The sequence below is a fragment of the Streptomyces sp. NPDC046931 genome (assembly GCF_040644655.1).
In the GTDB taxonomy this organism is placed as follows: Bacteria; Actinomycetota; Actinomycetes; order Streptomycetales; family Streptomycetaceae; genus Streptomyces.
The window spans coordinates 30,932-50,692 of record NZ_JBEYWX010000025.1 but is presented as its reverse complement, the minus strand read 5'-3'; the positions used below and the strand labels follow the sequence as shown (position 1 = coordinate 50,692).

Here is a 19,761-nt window from a genome sequence, read left to right as displayed (position 1 = left end):
GCATGGTGGCCGCCCGCATAGCCAACACCCGAACTATGGTGTCCCGCCACATGGGCCCCTGACCTGCACCTTCCTACCGTGTGCCGACACGTACCCGTCCCCACCGCACACGAGGAAGTGGCGCACATGGCATCCGAAGCATCATCCGCTCCCCCAACCCCCGCCAGCCTCCCCCGCATCGTCGCCGCCAGCCTCATCGGCACCACCATCGAGTGGTACGACTTCTTCCTGTACGGATCCGCCGCCGCGCTCGTCTTCAACAAGCTGTTCTTCCCGGACTCCGACCCTCTGGTCGGTACCCTCCTTTCGTTTCTGACGTACGCGGTGGGGTTTGCCGCCCGGCCGATCGGTGCTCTGGTCTTCGGGCACTACGGTGACCGGCTCGGGCGCAAGAAGCTGCTGGTGCTGAGCCTGCTGCTGATGGGCGGAGCGACCTTCGCCATCGGTCTGCTGCCGACGCACGCGACCGTCGGCACCGCCGCCCCCGTGCTGCTCACCACGCTGCGGCTGGTGCAGGGGTTCGCGCTCGGCGGCGAGTGGGGTGGCGCCGTACTGCTCGTCTCGGAGCATGGCGACGCACGGCGGCGCGGCTTCTGGGCCTCCTGGCCGCAGACCGGCGCGCCGGCCGGGCAACTGCTCGCCACGGGTGTGCTGTCACTGCTGACCGCGGTCCTCTCCGACAGTGCGTTCGGGACCTGGGGATGGCGCATACCGTTCCTGCTGTCCGGAGTGCTGGTGGTCGTCGGCTTGTGGATTCGTCTCTCTGTCGATGAATCGCCTGTCTTCCAGCAGGCGTTGGCGCAGGCCGAGGCGCGCAAGGCGGCCAAGGACACCGACGCGGGGAAGCTGCCGCTGGTGTCCGTCCTGCGGCACCACTGGCGGGACGTACTGGTCGCGATGGGCGCGCGGATGGCGGAGAACATCAGCTACTACGTGATCACCGCCTTCATCCTCGTCTATGCCACCACGTCGGCCGGCGTGTCCAAGCAGACGGCCCTGAACGCCGTGCTCATCGCGTCCGCGGTGCACTTCGCCGTCATCCCGGCGTGGGGCGCGCTGTCGGACAGGATCGGCCGCCGGCCCGTGTATCTGCTGGGCGCGGCCGGAGTCGGCCTGTGGATGTTCCCGTTCTTCTCGCTCATCGACACGGGCGGCTTCGGCAACCTCGTCCTCGCCGTGACCGTCGGTCTGGTGCTGCACGGGGCGATGTACGCACCCCAGGCGGCCTTCTTCGCCGAGATGTTCGCCACCCGCATGCGGTACTCCGGTGCCTCCATCGGCGCCCAGTTCGCCTCCGTGGCGGCCGGCGCCCCGGCCCCGCTCATCGCCACCGCGCTGCTGTCCGACTACGGCAGTTCCACGCCGATCGCCCTGTATGTGATCGCCGCCGCCGTGCTGACGCTGGTCGCGGTGGGCGTCGCGAAGGAGACACGCGACCGCGATCTGGCTCGGATCGACGACCCGGCGGACACCGAGTCCGCGGGGACCCGGCCGGCGGATGCCCGTACCGCCTGATCCCCCGGTTCCTTTCTCCGGTCCCGTGCGTCGCGGCGTACGGGACCGGGTCGCGTCCGGGTCGGATTCGTGGGATCGGTCCCCGTGCGCGGTGCGGCGGGGGCGCCCGGCCGCTCGCGCGTTCCGGGGTCAGTGGTGGGGCGCCGACGACAACCGGTGCAGCCGCAGGGCCAGTTGTATCTCCAGCGCGCGGGCCGGGCACTGCCAGTCGTCGCCGAGGAGCCGGCTCACCCGCTCCAGCCGCTGCGCCACCGTGTTCACATGGACATGCAGCCGGTCCTTGGTGCGGGCCGGGCTCATCCCCGACTCGAAGTAGGCGTCGAGGGTGCGGACGAGATCGGTGCCACGCCGCTCGTCGTAGGAGACGACCTGGCCGATCGTACGGTCGACGTACCCGGAAATGTCTCTGTCCCCGGCGAGCAGCAGCCCCAGGAAGCCGAGGTCCCCCGCCGCGGCACCGTCGCCCGCCCGTCCCAGCAGGCGCAGGGCCTCCAGGCAGCGCTGCGCCTCCGTGTAGGCCGCGGCCACCCTGTCCGGGCGGGCGGCGAGGTCCTCGACGGGTGCGGAGGCGCCGACGGTGACCGTTTCGTGGACGGCGGTGCTCAGCTGGCGGGCCGTGCGGCGGGCCAACCGCGTTGCGGTGGCGCCGCCTTCCAGGGGCAGCAGCAGGACCGTACCTCCGTCGCGGGCGGCTGCGAGCCCGTGACAGGTGGCCGCGAGGTGGGACGCGGCGGACGCCAGACGGCGGCGAGCGGCCGCCTCCTGGTCGGCGTCGGGCGACGCGCCGTCGGAGCGGGCGGCGAGCACGACATGGGTGGCGTCGAGATCGGCGTGTAGCCGCGCGGCACGCTCGCGCAGGACGCGTGGGTCGCGGTCGCGGGCGTCCAGGAGGTCGTCCAGCAGCTCGCCGCGCACGCGTTGTTCGGCCTCCGCTGCCGAGCGGCGGGCGAGCAGCAGCAGGGAGGTGACCATCGCGGCGCGCTCCAGGGTGCGCTGGTCGACCGGGTCGAGCCGTGGGTGGCCGCGCAGTACCAGCGCACCGAGCAGTTCGCCACCGGCCGCCACGGCGGCGACCCAGTCGTCCCCGCGCCGAACGGCATGACCCTCGGCACGGGACACTTCCAGGGCCGCGGCAGGGGCGGCGTCCGCCTCGGCGAACTCCACCGTGCCGTCGAGGACTTCGGAGACCGCCGCGGCCACGTCGTGGACGCCGCCGCCGCGCAGGACGAGTTCGGCGAGCCGGTCGTGCACATCGGAGGCCCGCTCGATGACCGCGCTGCGGTCACGGATGATCTCGTTGGCGCTCGCGAGCCTGTCGAGGGCCGAACGGGTCTCGGTGAGCAGGTTCGCGGTGTCGATGGCGGCGGCGGCCAGCGCTGCGAACGAGCCGAGAAGCGCGATCTCCTCCCGCTCGAAGACCCGGGCACGCCGGTCGGCGGCGAACAGCACCCCGATGACCTGCGGGCCGATCATCAGGGGCACTCCGAGGATCGCCACGAGCCCTTCGTCACGGACACCGGAGTCGATCGTCCGGGTGTGCTGGAAGCGGCCGTCGTGGAAGTAGTCGGGCGTCACGTAGGGACGGGCGGTCTGGGCGACGAGTCCTCCCAGTCCCTCGCCCATGCCGAGGCGCAGCTGCTGGAACCGCGCGGCGACCGAGCCCTCGGTGACCCTCATATAGGTGTCGCCGGCGGCCTCGTCGTGCAGGGTCAGATACGCGACATCGGTGCTCAGCAGCGACCTGGCGCGCTGGACGATCGCCGGGAGGACGGCGTCGAGGTCACGCAGCCCCGCCAGGTCGTGGGCGGTCTCGAAGAGCGCGGACAGCTCGGCCTCCCGCCGGCGTCTGCCCTCCATCTCCGCACGCACGCGCAGCGCGAGACGCTTCGCCTGTTCGAGCGCGTCGATAGGCTCGGGAGGCAGTCCCTCGGCGCGCGCCAGCAGCACCGGCTGCTCGTAGGCGTCGGCCGATGCGCCCCGGGCCAGGAGCTCCAGGAACGGGGCCTCGGCATGGGTGCCGGGAGGTGCCGCGGACTGTACGTGATCGCGTGACATGCCCCCAGGATGGCCCACCACAGGGCCGGCTCCACCGGCCCTGTGGACAACTCCTGGCATGTTCCCGCTCAGTGGGCCGTCCAGCCGCCGTCCAGCACCAGCGAGGTACCGGTGATGAAGGAGGCGCCTGGGCTGCAGAGATAGGCGACCGCCTCGGCGACCTCCTCCGGTTCGATGAGCCGTTTGACGGCCGCGTCCTGGAGCAGCACCTCGGACAGCACGCGCTCCTCGGGGATTCCGTGCGCCCTCGCCTGGTCCGCGAGCTGCTTCTCCACGAGGGGCGTGCGCACATACGCCGGGTTCACGCAGTTCGATGTGACACCGTGGGGCGCGCCCTCCAGGGCCGCGGTCTTCGAGAGCCCTTCGAGCCCGTGCTTGGCGGCGACGTAGGCCGACTTGAAGGCCGAGGCGCGCAGCCCGTGGACCGACGACACATTGACGATACGGCCCCATCCCTGGCCGTACATGTGGGGCAGTGCTCCGCGGATGAGCCGGAACGGCGCCTCGAGCATCACCGTCAGGACGGTGTGGAAGACGTCGGGCGGGAACTCCTCCAGCGGCCGCACCAGTTGGAGTCCGGCGTTGTTGACCAGGACATCGGTGCCGGCGGCGGCGAGCTCGGCCGCGTCGAGGTCGGTGAGGTCGAGGCAGTGCGGCTCGACGGTGCCCGGAAGGCCGTCCGCCGCTTCGGCGAGGGCGTCGAGACCGGCGGTGTCCCGGTCCACCGCTCTCACCTTGGCCCCGGCGGCCGCCAGCCGCAGCGCACAGGCACGGCCGATGCCGCCGGCGGCACCGGTGACGAGGGCGGTACGACCGTCGAGATCGAGCGAGAGGACGTGGTGGGCCGGCAGGGGGCGGGGCTCGGTCATGTGTCAACCCTAGGCAGCGCCCCACCCATGCCTCATATGGTCAACACCCACACTTCACAGGAGATTAGTGGGGTCGAACCATGTGGGTGCGTCGGACAGTGCCTGCTTGATCCGCAGCAGCGCGAGCCCGTTCAGTGCCGGCAGCGCATCCACCGGGAACCAGCCCACGTCGAGCGACTCGTCGTCATTGACACGCGCCTCGCCGCCGACGGCGCGGCAGCGGAACGTGATGTCCATGTACTGGCATGTGTCGCCGTTCTCGTACGTCACCGGGGCCAGCGCCTGGACGAGGACGACCCGCTCGGCGACACACCGCACGGCCGTCTCCTCGTACACCTCACGCACGGCGCAGGCGGCAGGCTGCTCCCCCGGCTCCGGAATGCCGCCGATCAGCGACCACTTCCCGTCGTCGGCCCGGCGCCCCAGCAGGACTCTGCCGTCGTCGTCGAAGACCACGGCGGTGACCCCGGGGAGCCAGAGCAGCTGATGGCCCGCCAAGGCGCGGATGGTTCTGATGAATTCGGGAGTGGACATGGAGCGACCCTATGGGGCCGGTGCCGAGATCTCCGTGCCCTCCGGACGGACATCCTGGACGGCGCGGTCGCGGCGACCGCGTGCCGCCGACGCCACCGCCCAGGCGAGACCGCCGAGCGCGATGACCACGAGCACCGTCTCGGGCAGGGTGCCGAGCCGTGTGGCGGGGGTCTCGGAGGAACGTAGCGGCACCTTCTGGACGAGCGAGTCGGCCACGAACATCCCGGTCCGCTGGGTGATCTTCCCGTCCGGCATGATGACCGCGCTGACGCCGCTGGTCACCGGGACGGTGACGGTCCGGCTGTGCTCGACCGCGCGCACCCGGGACATGGCGAGCTGCTGGTAGGTCATCTCGCTGCGGTCGAAGGTCGCGTTGTTGCTGGGCACCGAGATCAGCTGGGCGCCGTCCGTGACGGTGGAGCGCACCGTCCAGTCGAAGGCGGCCTCGTAGCAGGTGACCAGTCCGACCTTGGCGTCCGCCATGGTGAACACGCCCGGCTTGCGGCCCCGGCTGAAGTCCTGGCGCACCATCGACGTCCAGTTCTTGTTGATGGCGCCCAGCAGCGGGCGCAGCGGGAGGTATTCGCCGAACGGCTGGACCTGCCGCTTGTCGTAGGTGTCGACCGGGCCCTTGTCCGGGTCCCACAGGATCTGCTCGTTGTAGAGCTTGCCGTCACGCTCGACGACACCGCCCACCGAGACGGGTGCGCCGATCGCGCGGGCGGCCCCGCTGATGACCGCGGCGGCGTCGGCGTTGGCGAAGGGGTCGATGTCGGAGGAGTTCTCCGGCCACAGCACCAGGTCGGGCCGCGGGACCTTGCCCGCCCTGACCTTCTCGGCCAGGCGCTCGGTCTCACGCGCGTGGAAGTCGAGAACGGCACGCCGCTGGGCGTTGAACTCGAGCCCCGAACGCGGCACGTTGCCCTGGATGACGGCGACGGTCGCGGTCCCGTTCTCGGCCTTGTCGCTGACCAGGGAGCGCGCGGCGACGGCGCCCAGCACGGGGGCCCCGACGCTCAGCAGGGCCACGACGGCGGCTCCGCGCCGCAGGACACCGGCGTTGCGCCGCCCGTCCGCGACCACGCGTACGGTCTCGGCGACACCGAAGCCGCACAGTACGACGGCGAAGCCGAGCACCGGGGTGCCGCCCACCGCCGCGAGCGGCAGGAAGACGCCGTCCGCCTGGCCGAAGGCGATCTTCCCCCAGGGGAAGCCGCCGAAGGGCGCACGCGCGCGTGCCGCTTCTCCCGCGATCCATACGGCGGCCGCCCACAGGGGCCAGGCGGGGAGCCGGGAGACCAGCGCGATGCCCGCGCCGACGAGCGCGACGAAGACGGCCTCCACCGCGACCAGAGCGAGCCAGGGGCCCGAGCCGACCTCGACGCCGGTCCACACCAGCAGTGGCAGCAGGAAACCGAGGCCGAACAGATAGCCGAGGCCGAGACCCGCCTTCCAGGTACGGCCGCGCAGGGTCCAGCCGAAGACGGCGAAGGCCGGGAGGGCCAGCCACCACAGGCTCCGGGGCGGAAAGCTGACGTAGAGCAGCACTCCGGAGAGCGCGGCCACGGCGGCCGGAAGGAGGCGCCGTACCCGGCGGGCACCACGGGGTGCGGGTGCGGCCTGGGGTTCGAGCTGTTCCGGCTCGCCCACGGGAGTTGCGGTGACGGTCACCCGGGGAGTGTACGGGGCGTGACCAGGCCCCGGACAGCTCGGTCCGCTCGGCACCCCATGGCTCCCACACGCATTTATTCCGTTTTGCTCCACCCTTCTGCTGCAACGTTTCTGCGCAACTCGTCCACAACCCGGCGCATCACCCGTTACGGTGTGCGCGAGCCTCTGACGTGCGGCCGGACACGGCCGGGACGTGGGGCCCGTCACAAGGGGGCGGCGGGGTGGGATCCATGGGGACGGAGTCCGCGGCCGGGGCCGCGGACTCCGAAGACGAGAGACGAAACGTTTCGGATGCGGCGGGCTTTCTTCTGCTCGCCGCATGCGCGACCTGGTCGCTGATCACGGCCGCCGCGCACGGCGGGCGGCCCGAGGGCATCCTCCTCGCGGTGCTGGCAGTCGCCGCCGGCTACGCCTCGGGACGCATCTTCGGGGCTCTGCTGCCGGTGACCGCACCCGCCGTGGGTGCCCTGATGGGAGTCGGATTCACCGTCGCGGCACCGCACACGACGCCGGGCCCGCAGCCTCCGGTCCCGCTCGGACACAGCGGTGCGGTCGCCGCCCTGCTGACACTCTCCTCGGGAGCGGCGTGCTGTGCGGCGTGGGCGGCCCGGGGCCCCGCGCCACGGTTCGCGCTCCGGCTGTCGGTCGCCGGGATCGCGGGGGTGGCGGCGGCACTGGGCTCGATGGCGGGCCTCCTCGCGTCCATCGGCGTACTGCTGTACTCGCTCGCAGCGGACCGGACACGCCATCGCGCCCGAGTGCTGACCGTGTTCGCCCTCGTGGCGGCCCTGGTGACCGCGGCGACCTGGGCCATGGCCGGGAACGTCACGCCCGGCGCCCCCTCGGCTCTGCTCGAGGACCAGCTCGGCGGCCACCGAGTCCTGCTCTGGCACGACGCGCTCGCCCTGGCCCGCGAGCATCCCGCGCTCGGTGCGGGGCCCGGGCGCTTCGGCGAGCTGAGCCCCATGGCCGGCCAGTCACTGCTGCCCGACGGCAAGCCCCATTCCGCACCCCTGCAGCAGGCCGCGGAACAGGGACTGATCGGTCTGGCACTGCTCACGGCCGTCTTCTGCTGGTTCCTGCACGCCCTCCGGCGCACACAGCGGCCCACGTCGATCGCCCTCACGGCGGGCGCGGCTCTGACGGCGCTGGCGGTGATCGCGTCGGTCGGCGACGCGCTGAGCTTCGCCGCGGTGACGGCCGGCGCGGGCACGCTGGCCGGGATCGCGACGGCGCGACCGCTGTGGGACGGCGAGGGGCCGGGCGGACAGCACGTTGTGAATCGGGCGGAGAGCACCTCAGAGACGGAAGAGCACTCCCGATAGGCAAGGAGTCACCCAGTAGACAAGGAGTCACCCAAGTAGATAAGGACTCATCCAGTAGATAAGGAGCAAGGGCGGACGGCAGGGTCCCCGGTCAGTGGGTGGCGCCCGGCAGGCTCGGATGCAACCGGGCCCGGATGACCCGTACCGCGGACTCGGCGTTGTCCACGGTGATCGTGAAGGTGTGGCCGTCCCACAGGCGCAGAACGAACCCCTCACCACGGCGTACGACGACGGCCGTGCCTTTCTCGGGGCGCCAGCGGTAACCCCAGCCGCCCCACTGACGCGGAGTGACCCGGGGGACGAATTCGGCTCCGGCGACAAGCGAGAGAGGGATGCGGCGACGCGGCACACCGATGTGGCCGCAGCGCACCTCGAGACACTCCTTGTCGACCTTCACGGCGACATGCACGAAAGCGAGCGTGCCGAAGAGGACCAGCAGTCCGGCCGCGATACAGCCCACGACGGACATGACCAGCGGGACGACGCCGGACGACCACGCGGAGTCGACGGCGAGCTCGATCCCGAGCGCCATACAGGCGGCACCGACGAGCGCCACGAGCCACTGCGCACGGTTCGTCGCGCGTCCGGTCCAGATCTCGGGCTGCCGGGCCCTGTCACCGTCGAGGTGGTCCCTCATGCCTTGAGGGTACCTATGTTTCGCAGTGCGGGCATGGCGTTGCGCAGCGTCACCGGTCCGGGTGACGGCCCACGAAGCCGAGCCGGTCTCGGGTTCGTCCTCACCCGGCCGTGCTGACCGCCTGCAGGAGGTTGCCCTCGGCGTACGCCAGCGCCGCGGCCGGCAGGACGCCCTGGCGTCCGCTGAGCAGTACCGTCATCCCGGCACTCCCGGTGGCCTGCGGAGCCACGTCCGCACCGATGCGACGCAGCGCCTGCGCGGCGACGGCGCCGGCGGAACCGTGCAGAACGAGCGGCGGCCGGTCCGGCTGCTGCACCGCGGCGCGGATCCGCTCGGCGACCAGTTCGTAGTGGGTGCAGCCCAGGACCAGGGTCGTCACCTCGGCCGGCGTGCGCGCCGCGGCCGCGGCGACGGCAGCGTCGATGGCCGCGTCGTCCGCCTTCTCCACGGCGTCCGCGAGCCCGGGGCACGGGACCTCGATGACCTCCACCCCGTCCGCGAACTCCCGGATCAGGCCGCGCTGATAGGGGCTGCCGGTGGTGGCGGGTGTCGCCCAGATGGCGACCGGTCCGCCGCCCGCAGCGGCCGGCTTGATCGCCGGGACCGTGCCGATGACCGGCAGACCGGGCTCCAGGAGGGCGCGCAGCGCGGTCAGGGCGTGCACGGAGGCCGTGTTGCAGCCGACGATGAGGGCGTCGGGCCGCTGGGCGGCGGCGGCCTCGGCGACGGCCAGGGCCCGCCGGGTGAGATCATCGGGTGTGCGCGGCCCCCAGGGCATGCCGTCGGGGTCCAGCGAGAGCACGAGATCAGCGTCAGGCCGCAGACGCCGCACCGCCACGGCGGCCGGCAGCAGTCCGATTCCGGAGTCCATCAGCGCGATCTTCACCCGGCAACCATAGTCGATGGGCCCGGACAGCCCTTTCCTTGGGGCAGACTGCGACGGGTGAGTGCCCTTGTGTGGATCGCCCTCGTGTCACTGGCCTCCTGGCTGTGGCTGCTCGTCGGCCAGGGCTTCTTCTGGCGCACCGATCTACGGCTGCCGCCGCGCCGGGAACCGGAGTCGTGGCCGTCGGTCTGTGTCGTCGTACCGGCGCGGGACGAGGCCCCGGTCCTCCCCCACAGCCTTCCGTCGTTGCTCGGGCAGGACTATCCCGGACAGGCCGAGATCTTCCTGATCGACGACGGCAGCTCGGACGGCACCGGAGAGCTCGCCCGGACACTGGCCGAGCGGTACGGCGGGCTGCCGCTCACCGTCGGCTCCCCCGGCGAACCTCCCCCCGGGTGGACGGGCAAGCTGTGGGCCGTGCGGCACGGAATCGCTCTCGCACGCGCGCGTGCCCCCGAATACCTCCTTCTGACGGACGCCGACATCGCGCATGCGCCCGACAGTCTGCGGGAACTGGTGGCGGCGGCACGGACCGGCGGTTTCGACCTGGTCTCGCAGATGGCCCGGTTGCGGATCGACAGCGTCTGGGAACGGCTCGTCGTGCCCGCCTTCGTGTACTTCTTCGCACAGCTCTACCCCTTCCGGTGGATCGCGGCGAGGGGATCGCGGACCGCGGCAGCCGCCGGCGGCTGTGTGCTGCTGCGTACCGAGGCGGCCGAGCGCGCACGGATTCCCGACGCCATCCGGCAGGCCGTGATCGACGACGTGGCGCTCGCTCGGGCGGTCAAGGCCGGCGGCGGCCATATCTGGCTGGGGCTGGCCGACCGGGTCGACAGCGTGCGTCCGTATCCCCGGCTGCACGATCTGTGGCGGATGGTCTCGCGCAGTGCCTACGCGCAGTTGCGGCACAGTCCCCTGCTGCTCGTCGGCACGGTGCTCGCACTCGCCGTCGTCTACCTGATGCCTTCTGTCGCGCTCGTCGCGGGGCTCGTCAAGGGGGACATGGCCGCGCTGGTGGTCGGCGGACTCGCGAAGGTGGTGATGACGGCGACGTACATCCCGATGCTGCGTTACTACCGCCAGCCACTGTGGCTCGCGCTGCCCCTCCCGCTGACCGCCCTCCTCTACCTCCTGATGACGGTCGATTCGGCCGTGCAGCACTACCGGGGGCGCGGTGCGGCCTGGAAGGGCCGCACCTACGCCCGCCCCGACGCGGCGCTCGACGAAACGTGAGCGGGCCGCCGGCCGGGGCGGGCCGGCCGGTCACTTCCTGCCGGGGGTCCATTGCATGCCCCAGCCGTAGGCGCCGTCGATGGTGCGCTGGGGGCTCACGCCCCGCTCGGCCACCAGATAGCGGGCCTCGCGCTGCACGACCAGATCACCTCCGGTGTTCGTGATGAGGGCGAGCGCACAGACGGTCGAGGGCACCGTGCACTCGTCGAGGAAGAACTCGATGGGGGCGCCGTGCTGCGGGCGGAGCGTGACCGTGGCGTGCAGGTCGGCGAAGGAGCGGGCGCCCGCGTAGATGGTGACGAAGACGAGGATGCGCCGGAAGCTCTGCTTGTGGTCGAGATTGACGGTGAGGTTCTCGCCGGTGTCCACGGCCCCGGTGCGGTCGTCGCCGTCGAGGTGGATGTACGGCGGCCGGTGCAGCGCCCCGAAGGCGTTGCCCAGGGCCTGGACGACCCCCTTGCTGCCGTCGGACAGCTCGTAGAGGGCACACAGATCCAGGTCCAGATCCGTGTGCTGGGCCACCGCCCGGCCGCGCTTGCTGCCCCATCCCGAGAACTGCTTGCGCATCTGCCAGTTGAGGTTCACCCGCAGGGTGCCGGAGGTGCCGCCCTGCTTGGCCAGCGAGACCGACGGGGCCTGCTTGGTGAGCGTGACCTTCGTGAGGCGGACCGGGGCGGACGGGGCGGCCGGCGGATCCTGGGGCGGGACCGGAGCGCCGTGGGCGCCCGAGGGGGCCGGGACGGTCACCGGCGGCGGGGGCGGGGCCACGGGCAGGACCGGGACGGTCACCGGCGGCGGGGGCGGGGCCACGGGCAGGACCGGGACGGTCACCGGCGGCGGGGGCGGGGCCACGGGCGGGACCGGGACGGTCACCGGCGGCGGGGGCGGGGCCACGGGCGGGACCGGGGCGGTGACCGGCGGCGCGGCGTGCTGCGGCTCGTCCACCGTGATCCCGTAGTCGGTGGCGAGGCCCTCCAGCCCGCTGCTGTAGCCCTGTCCGACGGCCCGGAACTTCCAGGCGCCCTGGCGACGGTAGAACTCGCCGAGCACGAAAGCGGTTTCGACGGTCGCCGTGGGCTCGAAGCGCGCCGCCTCCGTGCCCTGCCGGGCGTCGAGCACCCGGATGTAGAGGCCCGGCACCTGCCCAAACGATCCGCCGTCGGCGGAGGCGGCGAGCACCACGGTATCGATCGCGGGCTCGACGCGCGCGAGGTCGACAAGGAGAGTGTCGGTCACCCGGCCGCCATCGTCCCGCTTGCCCTCGTGGCGCAGCGCCCCGGAGGAGTGGGCCGGCTGGTTGTAGAAGACGAAATCGCCGTCGGTACGGACCTTCCCGGAGAGCAGCAGGAGCGCCGAGGCGTCCACGTCGGGGACGCCCGGTCCGGAACGCCACCCCAATTCGACGCGCAGGGCCGTCGTCGGCACCTGAAGGTTGGATCCTTTCGGCATTGACATGTCCACCCCGATCATGTGTCGCTCCGCCGGGAAGGGATCCGGGCGGTCGGTCGCATCCGTCCCGGCCAACTTATTCTTCCGGGCGCCGAACTCCCACAACCCCCCACCGAAGACCGGTGCTCAACCGCCGGTAACCCCCAGGGAACTCGGCCTTTACGCGATCCAAACCACGAACGCTGCCCTTTTTTGCCAAGTTCGCTCGCATTGGGGATCCGGCGTCACCCCGGGCACGGAAAACAACCCTCTTATCGGTCTCCCCAACCAGCACATCGTGGGCTTAACTTATGTGCCATGACCTCCCCCCGCTCCACCTATGGCGGCGGTTACTACTCCGCGTCGCCCTTCCCGGACACTCCGATCTACGACAGGCTCGTCGCCGAGCGGGGCACCCCGCAGATCGCACCGATCCGGGTCCCCTCCGCGTACGACATGCCGGGCAGCAACCTGCCCGCTCTGCCGTCGGCGCTTCCCGCGCTGCCCGCCGGCCCGTCCTACCAGGCCCCGGCCTACGGCTATCCCCAGACTCCGCAGCCCGCACCCCTGCAGCAGGCCCCGGCCGCGTACATCCCGCAGCAGGCGGGTCCGCGCGGCTACCCGGGCCCCCAGCAGATGCAGCCGCCGCGCCCGATGGCCGCCGGCACCGGCTACGAGGCGATGCGCCCGGCGGCGCCGCGCCCGGCTCCGGCGCCCTACCAGGATCCGTACAACAACGGGCAGCAGTACCGCGGATACTGATCCACCTCGTGACGTGAGGCCGTCGGTACGCGATGGCACGATGGCCTCATGCCGACACCAGTGCTGCACTCGATTCACATCCACCCGGTCAAGGCTCTGCGGGGCCAGGACCTCCACGAGGCCGGGGTGGAGCCATGGGGGCTGGCCGGGGACCGGCGCTGGGCGCTGATCGACGAGGCGGGCAGGATCGTGACCCAGCGCGAGCGGCCACGCCTTGCGCTGGCCTGTGCTGCATCCCTGCCCGGCGGCGGTATCCGGGTGTCCGCCTCCGGCCGGGAGCCGCTGACCGTGCCCGTGCCCGAACCGGTCGGCACGACGACCGCGACATGGTTGGGAGAGAAGATCGAGACGGTCCCGGCCGCACCCGGGGCGAGCGAGTGGTTCAGCTCGTACCTCGGTGAGCGCGTGACCCTTGTCCACCTCGACGACCCCACGTACCGCCGCCCCATCGACGACCCGCCGTACGGGCTTCCGGGTGAGACCGTCAGCCTGGCCGACAGGTATCCCCTGCTGCTCACCACCCTCGCCTCCCTGGACGCCCTCAACTCCCTGATCGCCGAGGGCGATCACCCCGACGAGGGCCCGCTGCCCATGAACCGGTTCCGGCCGAACGTCGTCGTCTCCGGCACAACGCCCTGGGCGGAGGACGGCTGGGAGCGCATCGCCATCGGCGAGGTCGAGTTCCGGGTCGCCAAGATGTCAGGGCGCTGTGTCGTGACGACCACGGACCAGGCCACCGCCGCACGCGGCAAGGAACCCCTGCTCACCCTCGGCCGGCATCGGCGCATCGGCGGCAGGCTGATCTTCGGCCAGAATCTGGTGCCCCTGACCCGCGGCACGGTCCGCGTCGGCGATCCGGTCGTGCTCCTCGGATGATCCACGCCAGCGAGCGCGGTCCGTGATACGTCCTGTGGACGGGAACCCGGACAACGGGCGCGGTCGTTGAGTCTGTGTGAGACATTCATGAGGGGCCTGTGTGGAGCAGGGGGTGGGGGCATCACCCTCTCTCTTCACCGGCCGCGCACAGAAGCGGGCGTACACGGGGGTCACGACGGACGCTGAAGGGGGTGCGGGACGGTGCGAGCAATCGGCGGCCTGTGGCGCTGGCGGCACAATCCGCTGCGCCGTACGACCGATCTCGTCGAGGCCTGGTTGGCGCTGGTCGCCCTTGTACTCGCCCTCGTCACCGCACCGGTGGCGGGAGTCATGATCGGAACCTTCGCTCAGAACTCCTTGCAGCGATCCGTGCGGGAGCAGCAACGCACCCACCACCTGGTGGCGGCCACCGTCGTCAAGCGGCTCAACCGCGCCCCGATGGAGCCTGATCCGGAATCGCCCACGAAGCGGCAGAGACAGAGCCGCGTGCTCGCCGACTGGACCGCCCCCGACGGCACCGCGCGCCACGGCACGGTCCTGGCCGACCTCGACTCTCCTGACCGGGGCGACCACTTCGGCCTCTGGACCGACGACCACGGCCGAATAGTGTCCCGCCCGTTGGACGGCGCCACCGCGACGACGCACGCGGTGCTGGCCGGCTTCGGCACGGCCCTTGCGACCGTGGGGCTCATGGAAGGCGGCCGCCGCCTGATCGTCTGGCGTATGGTCCGGCGCCGGTACGCCCGCTGGGACCAGGCGTGGGACAAGGCCGGCCCGGACTGGGGCCGCATGGGAACGGGCAGTTGACGGCCTGCGGGCTCCCGTCAACCAGCCGCGTCCACGCACGCTACGGTGGACCGGCCGGGCTGTTCGGCCGCCCGGCATCTTCGCGAGAACCCGCGTGAGCAGAGGTGGGGGCACAGCAGCGCCATGGCACAGGGCACGGTCCAGGTGACGCACACCGGCACATCGCGGTGGCGGCGCCGCACGGGTGAGTACGCATCGCTCGCCGCCGCCCTGGAGGCCGCCGGCGACGGCGACGTCCTCACCGTCGCTCCCGGCACCTACCGGGAGAACCTCCTCGTGCAGCGGGCGGTGACGCTGCGCGGTCCCGAGGGCTCCCCCGGTTCCGTGCGCATCGCGCCGGTGGACGGTGTGCCGCTGACCGTGCGGGCTTCCGCCGTGGTCCGGGACCTGCATATCGAGGGCCAGGACGCGGCCGCCCCCGCGCTCCTGGTGGAAGGGGGCACCCCGGAGCTGGTGGACGTGCGGATCATGACGCGCTCCGCGGCAGGCATCGAGGTCCGCGGCGGCGCTCGGCCCACGGTCCGCCGCTGCACGGTGGACAACCCGGCCGGCATCGGCATCGCCGTCGTCGACGGCGGCGGCGGTGTGTTCGAGGAGTGCGAGATCGTGGCGGCCGCCCAGTCCGGCGTCGCGGTCCGCGGCGGCGCGCACCCGCGCCTTGAGCGCTGCCGGGTGCACCACACCTCGGGCGCGGGTCTGTCAGCGACCGGCGAGAACTCCGCGCTGGAAGCGGTGGGTTGCGAGGTGTACGAGGTCCGGGGCTCAGGAGTACAGATCACGGGCCATGCCACGGCACATCTGACGGACTGCGATGTACACCGGACCACCGCGGACGGCGTCACGCTCGACACCGACGCGGTGCTGACACTCGCCGACTGCCGTATCCACGACATCCCGGAGAACGCGGTCGACCTGCGCTCCCGTTCGGTACTCACGCTCACCCGCACCACGGTGCGGCAGTTCGGGCGCAACGGCCTGTCGGTGTGGGACCCGGGCACCCGCGTGGACGCCAACCAGTGCGAGATCTTCGACAGCACCGGCGACTATCCGGCGGTGTGGGTCAGCGACGGCGCCACCGCGGTCCTGGATGCCTGCCGGGTGCACGACGTGCCGGACGCGCTGTTCGTCCTCGACCGCGGCTCACGCGCGGACGTCGTGGACAGCGACCTCGCTCAGGTGCGCAACACCGCGGTGTCGGTGAGCGACGGCGCCACCGCGCAGCTGGACGACTGCCGGATCCGTGACGCTGCGACGGGTGCCTGGTTCCGGGACCACGGCAGCGGCGGCACGCTGTCGGGCTGCACCATCGACGGCACGCAGACGGGCGTGATCGTCACCAAGGGCGCCGATCCCACCATCGAGCGGTGCACGGTGACCTCACCGGCGGAAGCGGGCTTCTACGTCTCGGCCGGCGGCCGGGGCAGCTTCCTGAACTGCCGGGTCACGGACAGCGGTGGCTACGGGTTCCATGTGATCGACGGCTGCCGTGCCACGCTGAGGAAGTGCCGCACGGAGCGCTGCGCGCGCGGAGGCTACGAGTTCGCGGACGGCGGCCCCGGCGCACCCGGTGGCGGTGGCGCGATCGTGGAGGACTGCACCAGCGACCAGAGCGCCGGGCTGCGGCCGGTGGTGGCCCAGGAGACCGCCGCGCAGCCGACGACCCAGTCGGCCGGTCTGCTTGGCGCGATCCCCGGCCAGCGCGCCACCGAGCAGGAGCCTTTCGTCACGGCCGCCCCCGAGGCCGAGCAGCAGGCGCGCACGTCGAAGGCGGTACTCGGGGAACTCGACGCGCTGGTGGGCCTGGAGAGCGTCAAGCGCGAGGTGCGTGCCCTCACCGACATGATCGAGGTGGGGCGGCGTCGACAGCAGGCGGGCCTGAAGGCGGCCTCCGTGCGGCGGCATCTGGTGTTCACGGGCTCCCCCGGCACCGGCAAGACGACGGTCGCCCGGCTCTACGGCGAGATCCTGGCGTCGCTCGGTGTGCTGGAGAAGGGCCATCTCGTCGAGGTGTCACGGGTCGACCTGGTCGGCGAGCACATCGGCTCCACCGCCATCCGCACCCAGGAGGCCTTCGACCGGGCGCGCGGCGGAGTGCTGTTCATCGACGAGGCGTACGCGCTGTCACCGGAGGACTCCGGGCGCGACTTCGGTCGTGAGGCGATCGACACGCTGGTGAAGCTGATGGAGGACCACCGGGAGGCGGTCGTGGTGATCGTCGCGGGCTACACGGCCGAGATGGAGCGGTTCCTTTCCGTCAACCCCGGTGTTGCCTCCCGCTTCTCTCGGACGATCACCTTCGGTGACTACGGGCCCGAGGAGCTGCTGCGGATCGTGGAGCAGCAGGCCGAGGAGCACGAGTACCGGCTGGGCCCGGGAACCACCGAGGGGCTGCTGAAGTACTTCACGGAGATCCCCAAGGGACCGGCGTTCGGCAACGGACGCACCGCGCGCCAGACCTTCGAGGCGATGGTGGAGCGGCACGCCGGCCGGGTCGCCCAGCTGGCGGAGCCCAGTACGGAGGACTTGACCCTGCTCTACCCGGAGGATCTGCCGGAACTGCCCTGAGCGGCGCCCCCGGGGCCCTCGTCATCCGGACCGGGAGCGGCCGATCCGGGCTCGGCCGGCTCCGAGGACTCGCGCCCGCTTCCCTCGCGCGGACCAGACGGACCGAAGGACACGCCCCCAGGATCCCCGCCCCGGTCTGGCGGTGCGTCGGCGGGACGCGGACCGGGCAGTCCGGGCCGCAGTCGTGCCAGCAGCCGTGCGCGCTCCTCGGCGAATGCCGGGTCCGCCTGGTAGTCGCCGTGCCCGAGAATCGGCGCGGGCAGCGGATGACGTGTGGTGCGGCCGTAGGCGAGCGGGTCCCGGAGCGGTGCGCGGTCCACCTGCGGGCCGCACTCGCCGGGCAGCCGAATTGGCCCGCCGATCGGGTCCGTGGGGCGGTGGAGATTGCGCCAGCAGTCGACGTCGCGGTGCAGGGAGCTCAGCGCGGCCGGGCCGAAGTACGCCGGAAACCAGCGCCCGTACAGCCGCTCGAGTGGTGAGCCGTATGTCAGCAGGCCCACCCTTCTGCGCAGTGAGGGCTTCAGCTGCCAGGCCGCGGCGGCCGCGAGCACACTGCCCTGGGAGTGGCCGGACAGCACGATCCGCCCGCCGGTGCGGCGCGTCCAGGTGGTCATCCGCCAGGTCAGGTCCGGCACGGCACGCTCGGCGTAGCAAGGTGGGGCGAAGGGGTGGGCGGCGCGCGGCCAGAAGGTGCCGACGTCCCACAGGATGCCGACGGTGCGGCGCGCGGACGCGTCCTTGTAGGCGCGGCGGCCCCAGGTGACGAAGGCGAGGAACCCGACACCGATCAGCCAGGAGCCGAGCGCCTGCGCGGTCTCGACGGCGCCCCGGACGTAGGGCTGCGCGGCGTGCGCGCCGCCCGCCGGCGTGTCGTCGGTGGCTGAGGCGCCCACCAGGGCGGCCGCGCCGAGGAGCAGGGTCATCGCGGATGTGACGCCGACGACGAGCGGGGCCCGGTCGGTGAGCGTGGCCATCGCGCGCGTACCCGCTATGCGCAGGGTGCGGGCTGTCTCCGTGGGCTCGCCCGGGTGCTCGCGTTCGACCTCGGCGGCCTCGGCGCGCCGCAGCAGCCAGGTGCGCCGGGCCAGCCGGCCGGCCAGGCCCAGCAGGACGAGCAGCAGCGGCGGGATGGTGGACGCCTGCCAGGTGAGCAGGACCGGCGGGCCGTCCAGCGAGTGGTCCGGGCCGTCCAGCCAGTCGGCGATGCGCTGGGCCACTCCGCCGGACATCACCCCGCCGAGCGCACAGGCCAGCAGTGCGACGGCGGGTCCGGCCAGTCCGCGCAGCGCGGTGCGGGTGTCGGGGTGGGCGCGGTACAGGACCTGGGCGACGACGCCGAGGGCCAGGACGAGAAGGCCCTGCGCCAGGGTCAGCGCGCCGAACGCCGAGGCGCCCGGCAGCCGTCCTTCCGACCGCCGGCCGGCACGCGGCCATCCCGCGTAGACCATGGTCACGGCGAGCAGCGCGAGCGCGCCCGCGGGCAGCAGGCGCACCACCGCCCGGTCGAGTTGCTGGTCGAGCCGGTTCTCGGTGCGTCCCCGTCGGCACACCACCGCCACCACCAGCACCGCGACCGCGACCAGGGCGGCCTCCAGCAGAAGGCCGGGGAAGCGCAGCGCGTCCTCGCCGTGGCGGTGGTCGTCGTGTGCGGTCGAGACGGTGAGCGCGGCGGCCACGGTGAGAAAGCCCGCGGCGGTGTGGGCGGCGCGGAGCCGGGCCACGATGCGGCGCCCGTACCAGAACCCGGGGCGGCCGAGCGCGCAGCGGTGCGGCTGCTCGCCGGGCTCCGGCGGGCGAGGGATCGGCCGCTGGGACTCGTAGGCGCACCAGGTGCGGTGCGACAGGTACCAGAGCAGGCCGGTGAGCGCCGTGGGCACCAGGGCCGCCAGGGCCAGGCGCCGCCCGGGCAGACTCCACCAGCCGCCCTGGGAGCCGACGGGAGAGAGAAATCCGAGCCAGGCGTGACGGCGGGCGCACGCGGGGGTTCCCGCGCACTGCCAGGCCGCGAGGTCCATGGCCACCTCGCAGGCGGCGGCGACCAGCAGCACGGTCAGGGTGAGTCCGATGAGCCGCACGATCAGCCCGTACAGACGTATGGTCAGCGGCCGGTCCGTGGTCGTGGGCCGCATCCAGTGGGCCAGGTTCGCCACCATGAACGGCAGCAGCAACAGCCACAGGGCGCGTGTGGCGTTTCCCGAGGTGAGGTTGCACCAGACGTACGCCTCGGGCACCGGGCGGCCGCGCCCGTCCCCCGGGCGCGGCTCCGCGTCGGCGTCGTCGGCGCGCCGGTACACGGCGGCCGTGTCGTCGCCGGCGACCCTGACCGTACGTGGATCGCCGAGCATCTCCGCGGGCGTGGTGCCGCCGACGCCGTGCACCAGGAGTTCCAGGGCCGTCGCGGCCTCCGCGGACGCCTGTCCGGCGGCGCCGCGTTCCCCCTCGTGTTTCCGTGCACGTTCCACTGTTCCGCACTTCCCCCGTGCCGCGTACGGTGTGTCCGCAGGCAGAGGATCTCCTCCGGCACGGCGGTGCACACCCCTTGCCGCGGAATCTCCCCGATACGTGTGACAACGAGGACGGCGGACGGCAGCGTCCGGG

The 19,761-nt window shown here is 72.3% G+C and carries 15 protein-coding genes; 7 read left to right on the top strand and 8 right to left on the bottom strand.

Annotated elements, in window-relative coordinates; genetic code table 11:
• Positions 1-126 precede the first annotated feature (126 nt).
• The gene (locus ABZ876_RS31615) at positions 127-1,515 is read left to right on the top strand and encodes an MFS transporter (RefSeq protein WP_361788380.1); all 1,389 of its coding nucleotides are present in this window, start codon (positions 127-129) and stop codon (positions 1,513-1,515) included.
• A gap of 129 nt (positions 1,516-1,644) precedes the next feature.
• Here ABZ876_RS31615 and ABZ876_RS31610 read toward each other — a convergent pair whose 3' ends face one another.
• The 4 genes from ABZ876_RS31610 to lnt form a co-directional block, all read right to left on the bottom strand.
• Positions 1,645-3,570, bottom strand: a complete 1,926-nt coding sequence (locus ABZ876_RS31610; RefSeq protein ID WP_361788378.1) for a GAF domain-containing protein — start codon at positions 3,568-3,570, stop codon at positions 1,645-1,647.
• A gap of 68 nt (positions 3,571-3,638) precedes the next feature.
• Positions 3,639-4,439, bottom strand: coding sequence for a 3-hydroxybutyrate dehydrogenase (locus ABZ876_RS31605; protein WP_361788376.1), 801 nt, complete (start codon positions 4,437-4,439; stop codon positions 3,639-3,641).
• 54 nt (positions 4,440-4,493) lie between these two features.
• Positions 4,494-4,973 (bottom strand): NUDIX domain-containing protein, encoded by a 480-nt coding sequence (locus tag ABZ876_RS31600; protein ID WP_361788374.1) that lies wholly within the window; start codon positions 4,971-4,973, stop codon positions 4,494-4,496.
• A gap of 9 nt (positions 4,974-4,982) precedes the next feature.
• Positions 4,983-6,644 carry an apolipoprotein N-acyltransferase gene (gene lnt, locus ABZ876_RS31595; RefSeq protein WP_361788372.1) on the bottom strand — a complete coding sequence of 554 codons (1,662 nt, stop codon included), beginning with the start codon at positions 6,642-6,644 and terminating at the stop codon, positions 4,983-4,985.
• A 230-nt stretch (positions 6,645-6,874) separates the two neighbouring features.
• Between lnt and ABZ876_RS31590 the strand changes: the two genes are divergently transcribed.
• On the top strand, positions 6,875-7,969 hold the full coding sequence (locus tag ABZ876_RS31590; protein WP_361788370.1) for an O-antigen ligase family protein: 1,095 nt from the start codon (positions 6,875-6,877) through the stop codon (positions 7,967-7,969).
• 91 nt (positions 7,970-8,060) lie between these two features.
• On the opposite strand, the gene ABZ876_RS31585 is transcribed toward ABZ876_RS31590, so the two are convergent.
• Together ABZ876_RS31585 and ABZ876_RS31580 are read right to left on the bottom strand one after the other, a co-directional pair.
• Positions 8,061-8,606: a hypothetical protein gene (locus ABZ876_RS31585; RefSeq protein WP_361788368.1), complete on the bottom strand. Its 546-nt coding sequence runs from the start codon at positions 8,604-8,606 to the stop codon at positions 8,061-8,063.
• Positions 8,607-8,706: 100 nt separating this feature from the next.
• Positions 8,707-9,492 carry an aspartate/glutamate racemase family protein gene (locus ABZ876_RS31580; RefSeq protein WP_361788366.1) on the bottom strand — a complete coding sequence of 262 codons (786 nt, stop codon included), beginning with the start codon at positions 9,490-9,492 and terminating at the stop codon, positions 8,707-8,709.
• A gap of 57 nt (positions 9,493-9,549) precedes the next feature.
• On the opposite strand from ABZ876_RS31580, the gene ABZ876_RS31575 reads away from it, so the two are divergent.
• On the top strand, positions 9,550-10,725 hold the full coding sequence (locus tag ABZ876_RS31575) for a glycosyltransferase (RefSeq protein ID WP_361788364.1): 1,176 nt from the start codon (positions 9,550-9,552) through the stop codon (positions 10,723-10,725).
• Positions 10,726-10,755: 30 nt separating this feature from the next.
• Here the strand turns inward: ABZ876_RS31575 and ABZ876_RS31570 are convergent, their stop codons facing one another.
• Positions 10,756-12,174 (bottom strand): TerD family protein, encoded by a 1,419-nt coding sequence (locus tag ABZ876_RS31570; RefSeq protein ID WP_361788362.1) that lies wholly within the window; start codon positions 12,172-12,174, stop codon positions 10,756-10,758.
• Between the two features lie 297 nt (positions 12,175-12,471).
• Between ABZ876_RS31570 and ABZ876_RS31565 the strand changes: the two genes are divergently transcribed.
• From ABZ876_RS31565 to ABZ876_RS31550, 4 genes are all read left to right on the top strand, one after another.
• Positions 12,472-12,915: a DUF6643 family protein gene (locus ABZ876_RS31565; RefSeq protein ID WP_361788360.1), complete on the top strand. Its 444-nt coding sequence runs from the start codon at positions 12,472-12,474 to the stop codon at positions 12,913-12,915.
• Between the two features lie 48 nt (positions 12,916-12,963).
• Positions 12,964-13,791 carry an MOSC N-terminal beta barrel domain-containing protein gene (locus ABZ876_RS31560; protein ID WP_361788358.1) on the top strand — a complete coding sequence of 276 codons (828 nt, stop codon included), beginning with the start codon at positions 12,964-12,966 and terminating at the stop codon, positions 13,789-13,791.
• Between the two features lie 201 nt (positions 13,792-13,992).
• Positions 13,993-14,598: a hypothetical protein gene (locus tag ABZ876_RS31555; RefSeq protein WP_361788356.1), complete on the top strand. Its 606-nt coding sequence runs from the start codon at positions 13,993-13,995 to the stop codon at positions 14,596-14,598.
• A gap of 123 nt (positions 14,599-14,721) precedes the next feature.
• Positions 14,722-17,163, top strand: a complete 2,442-nt coding sequence (locus tag ABZ876_RS31550) for a right-handed parallel beta-helix repeat-containing protein (protein WP_361788354.1) — start codon at positions 14,722-14,724, stop codon at positions 17,161-17,163.
• On the opposite strand, the gene ABZ876_RS31545 is transcribed toward ABZ876_RS31550, so the two are convergent.
• Positions 17,133-19,508 (bottom strand): hypothetical protein, encoded by a 2,376-nt coding sequence (locus ABZ876_RS31545; RefSeq protein WP_361788466.1) that lies wholly within the window; start codon positions 19,506-19,508, stop codon positions 17,133-17,135. The genes ABZ876_RS31550 and ABZ876_RS31545 overlap by 31 nt on opposite strands.
• Positions 19,509-19,761: the final 253 nt, after the last annotated feature.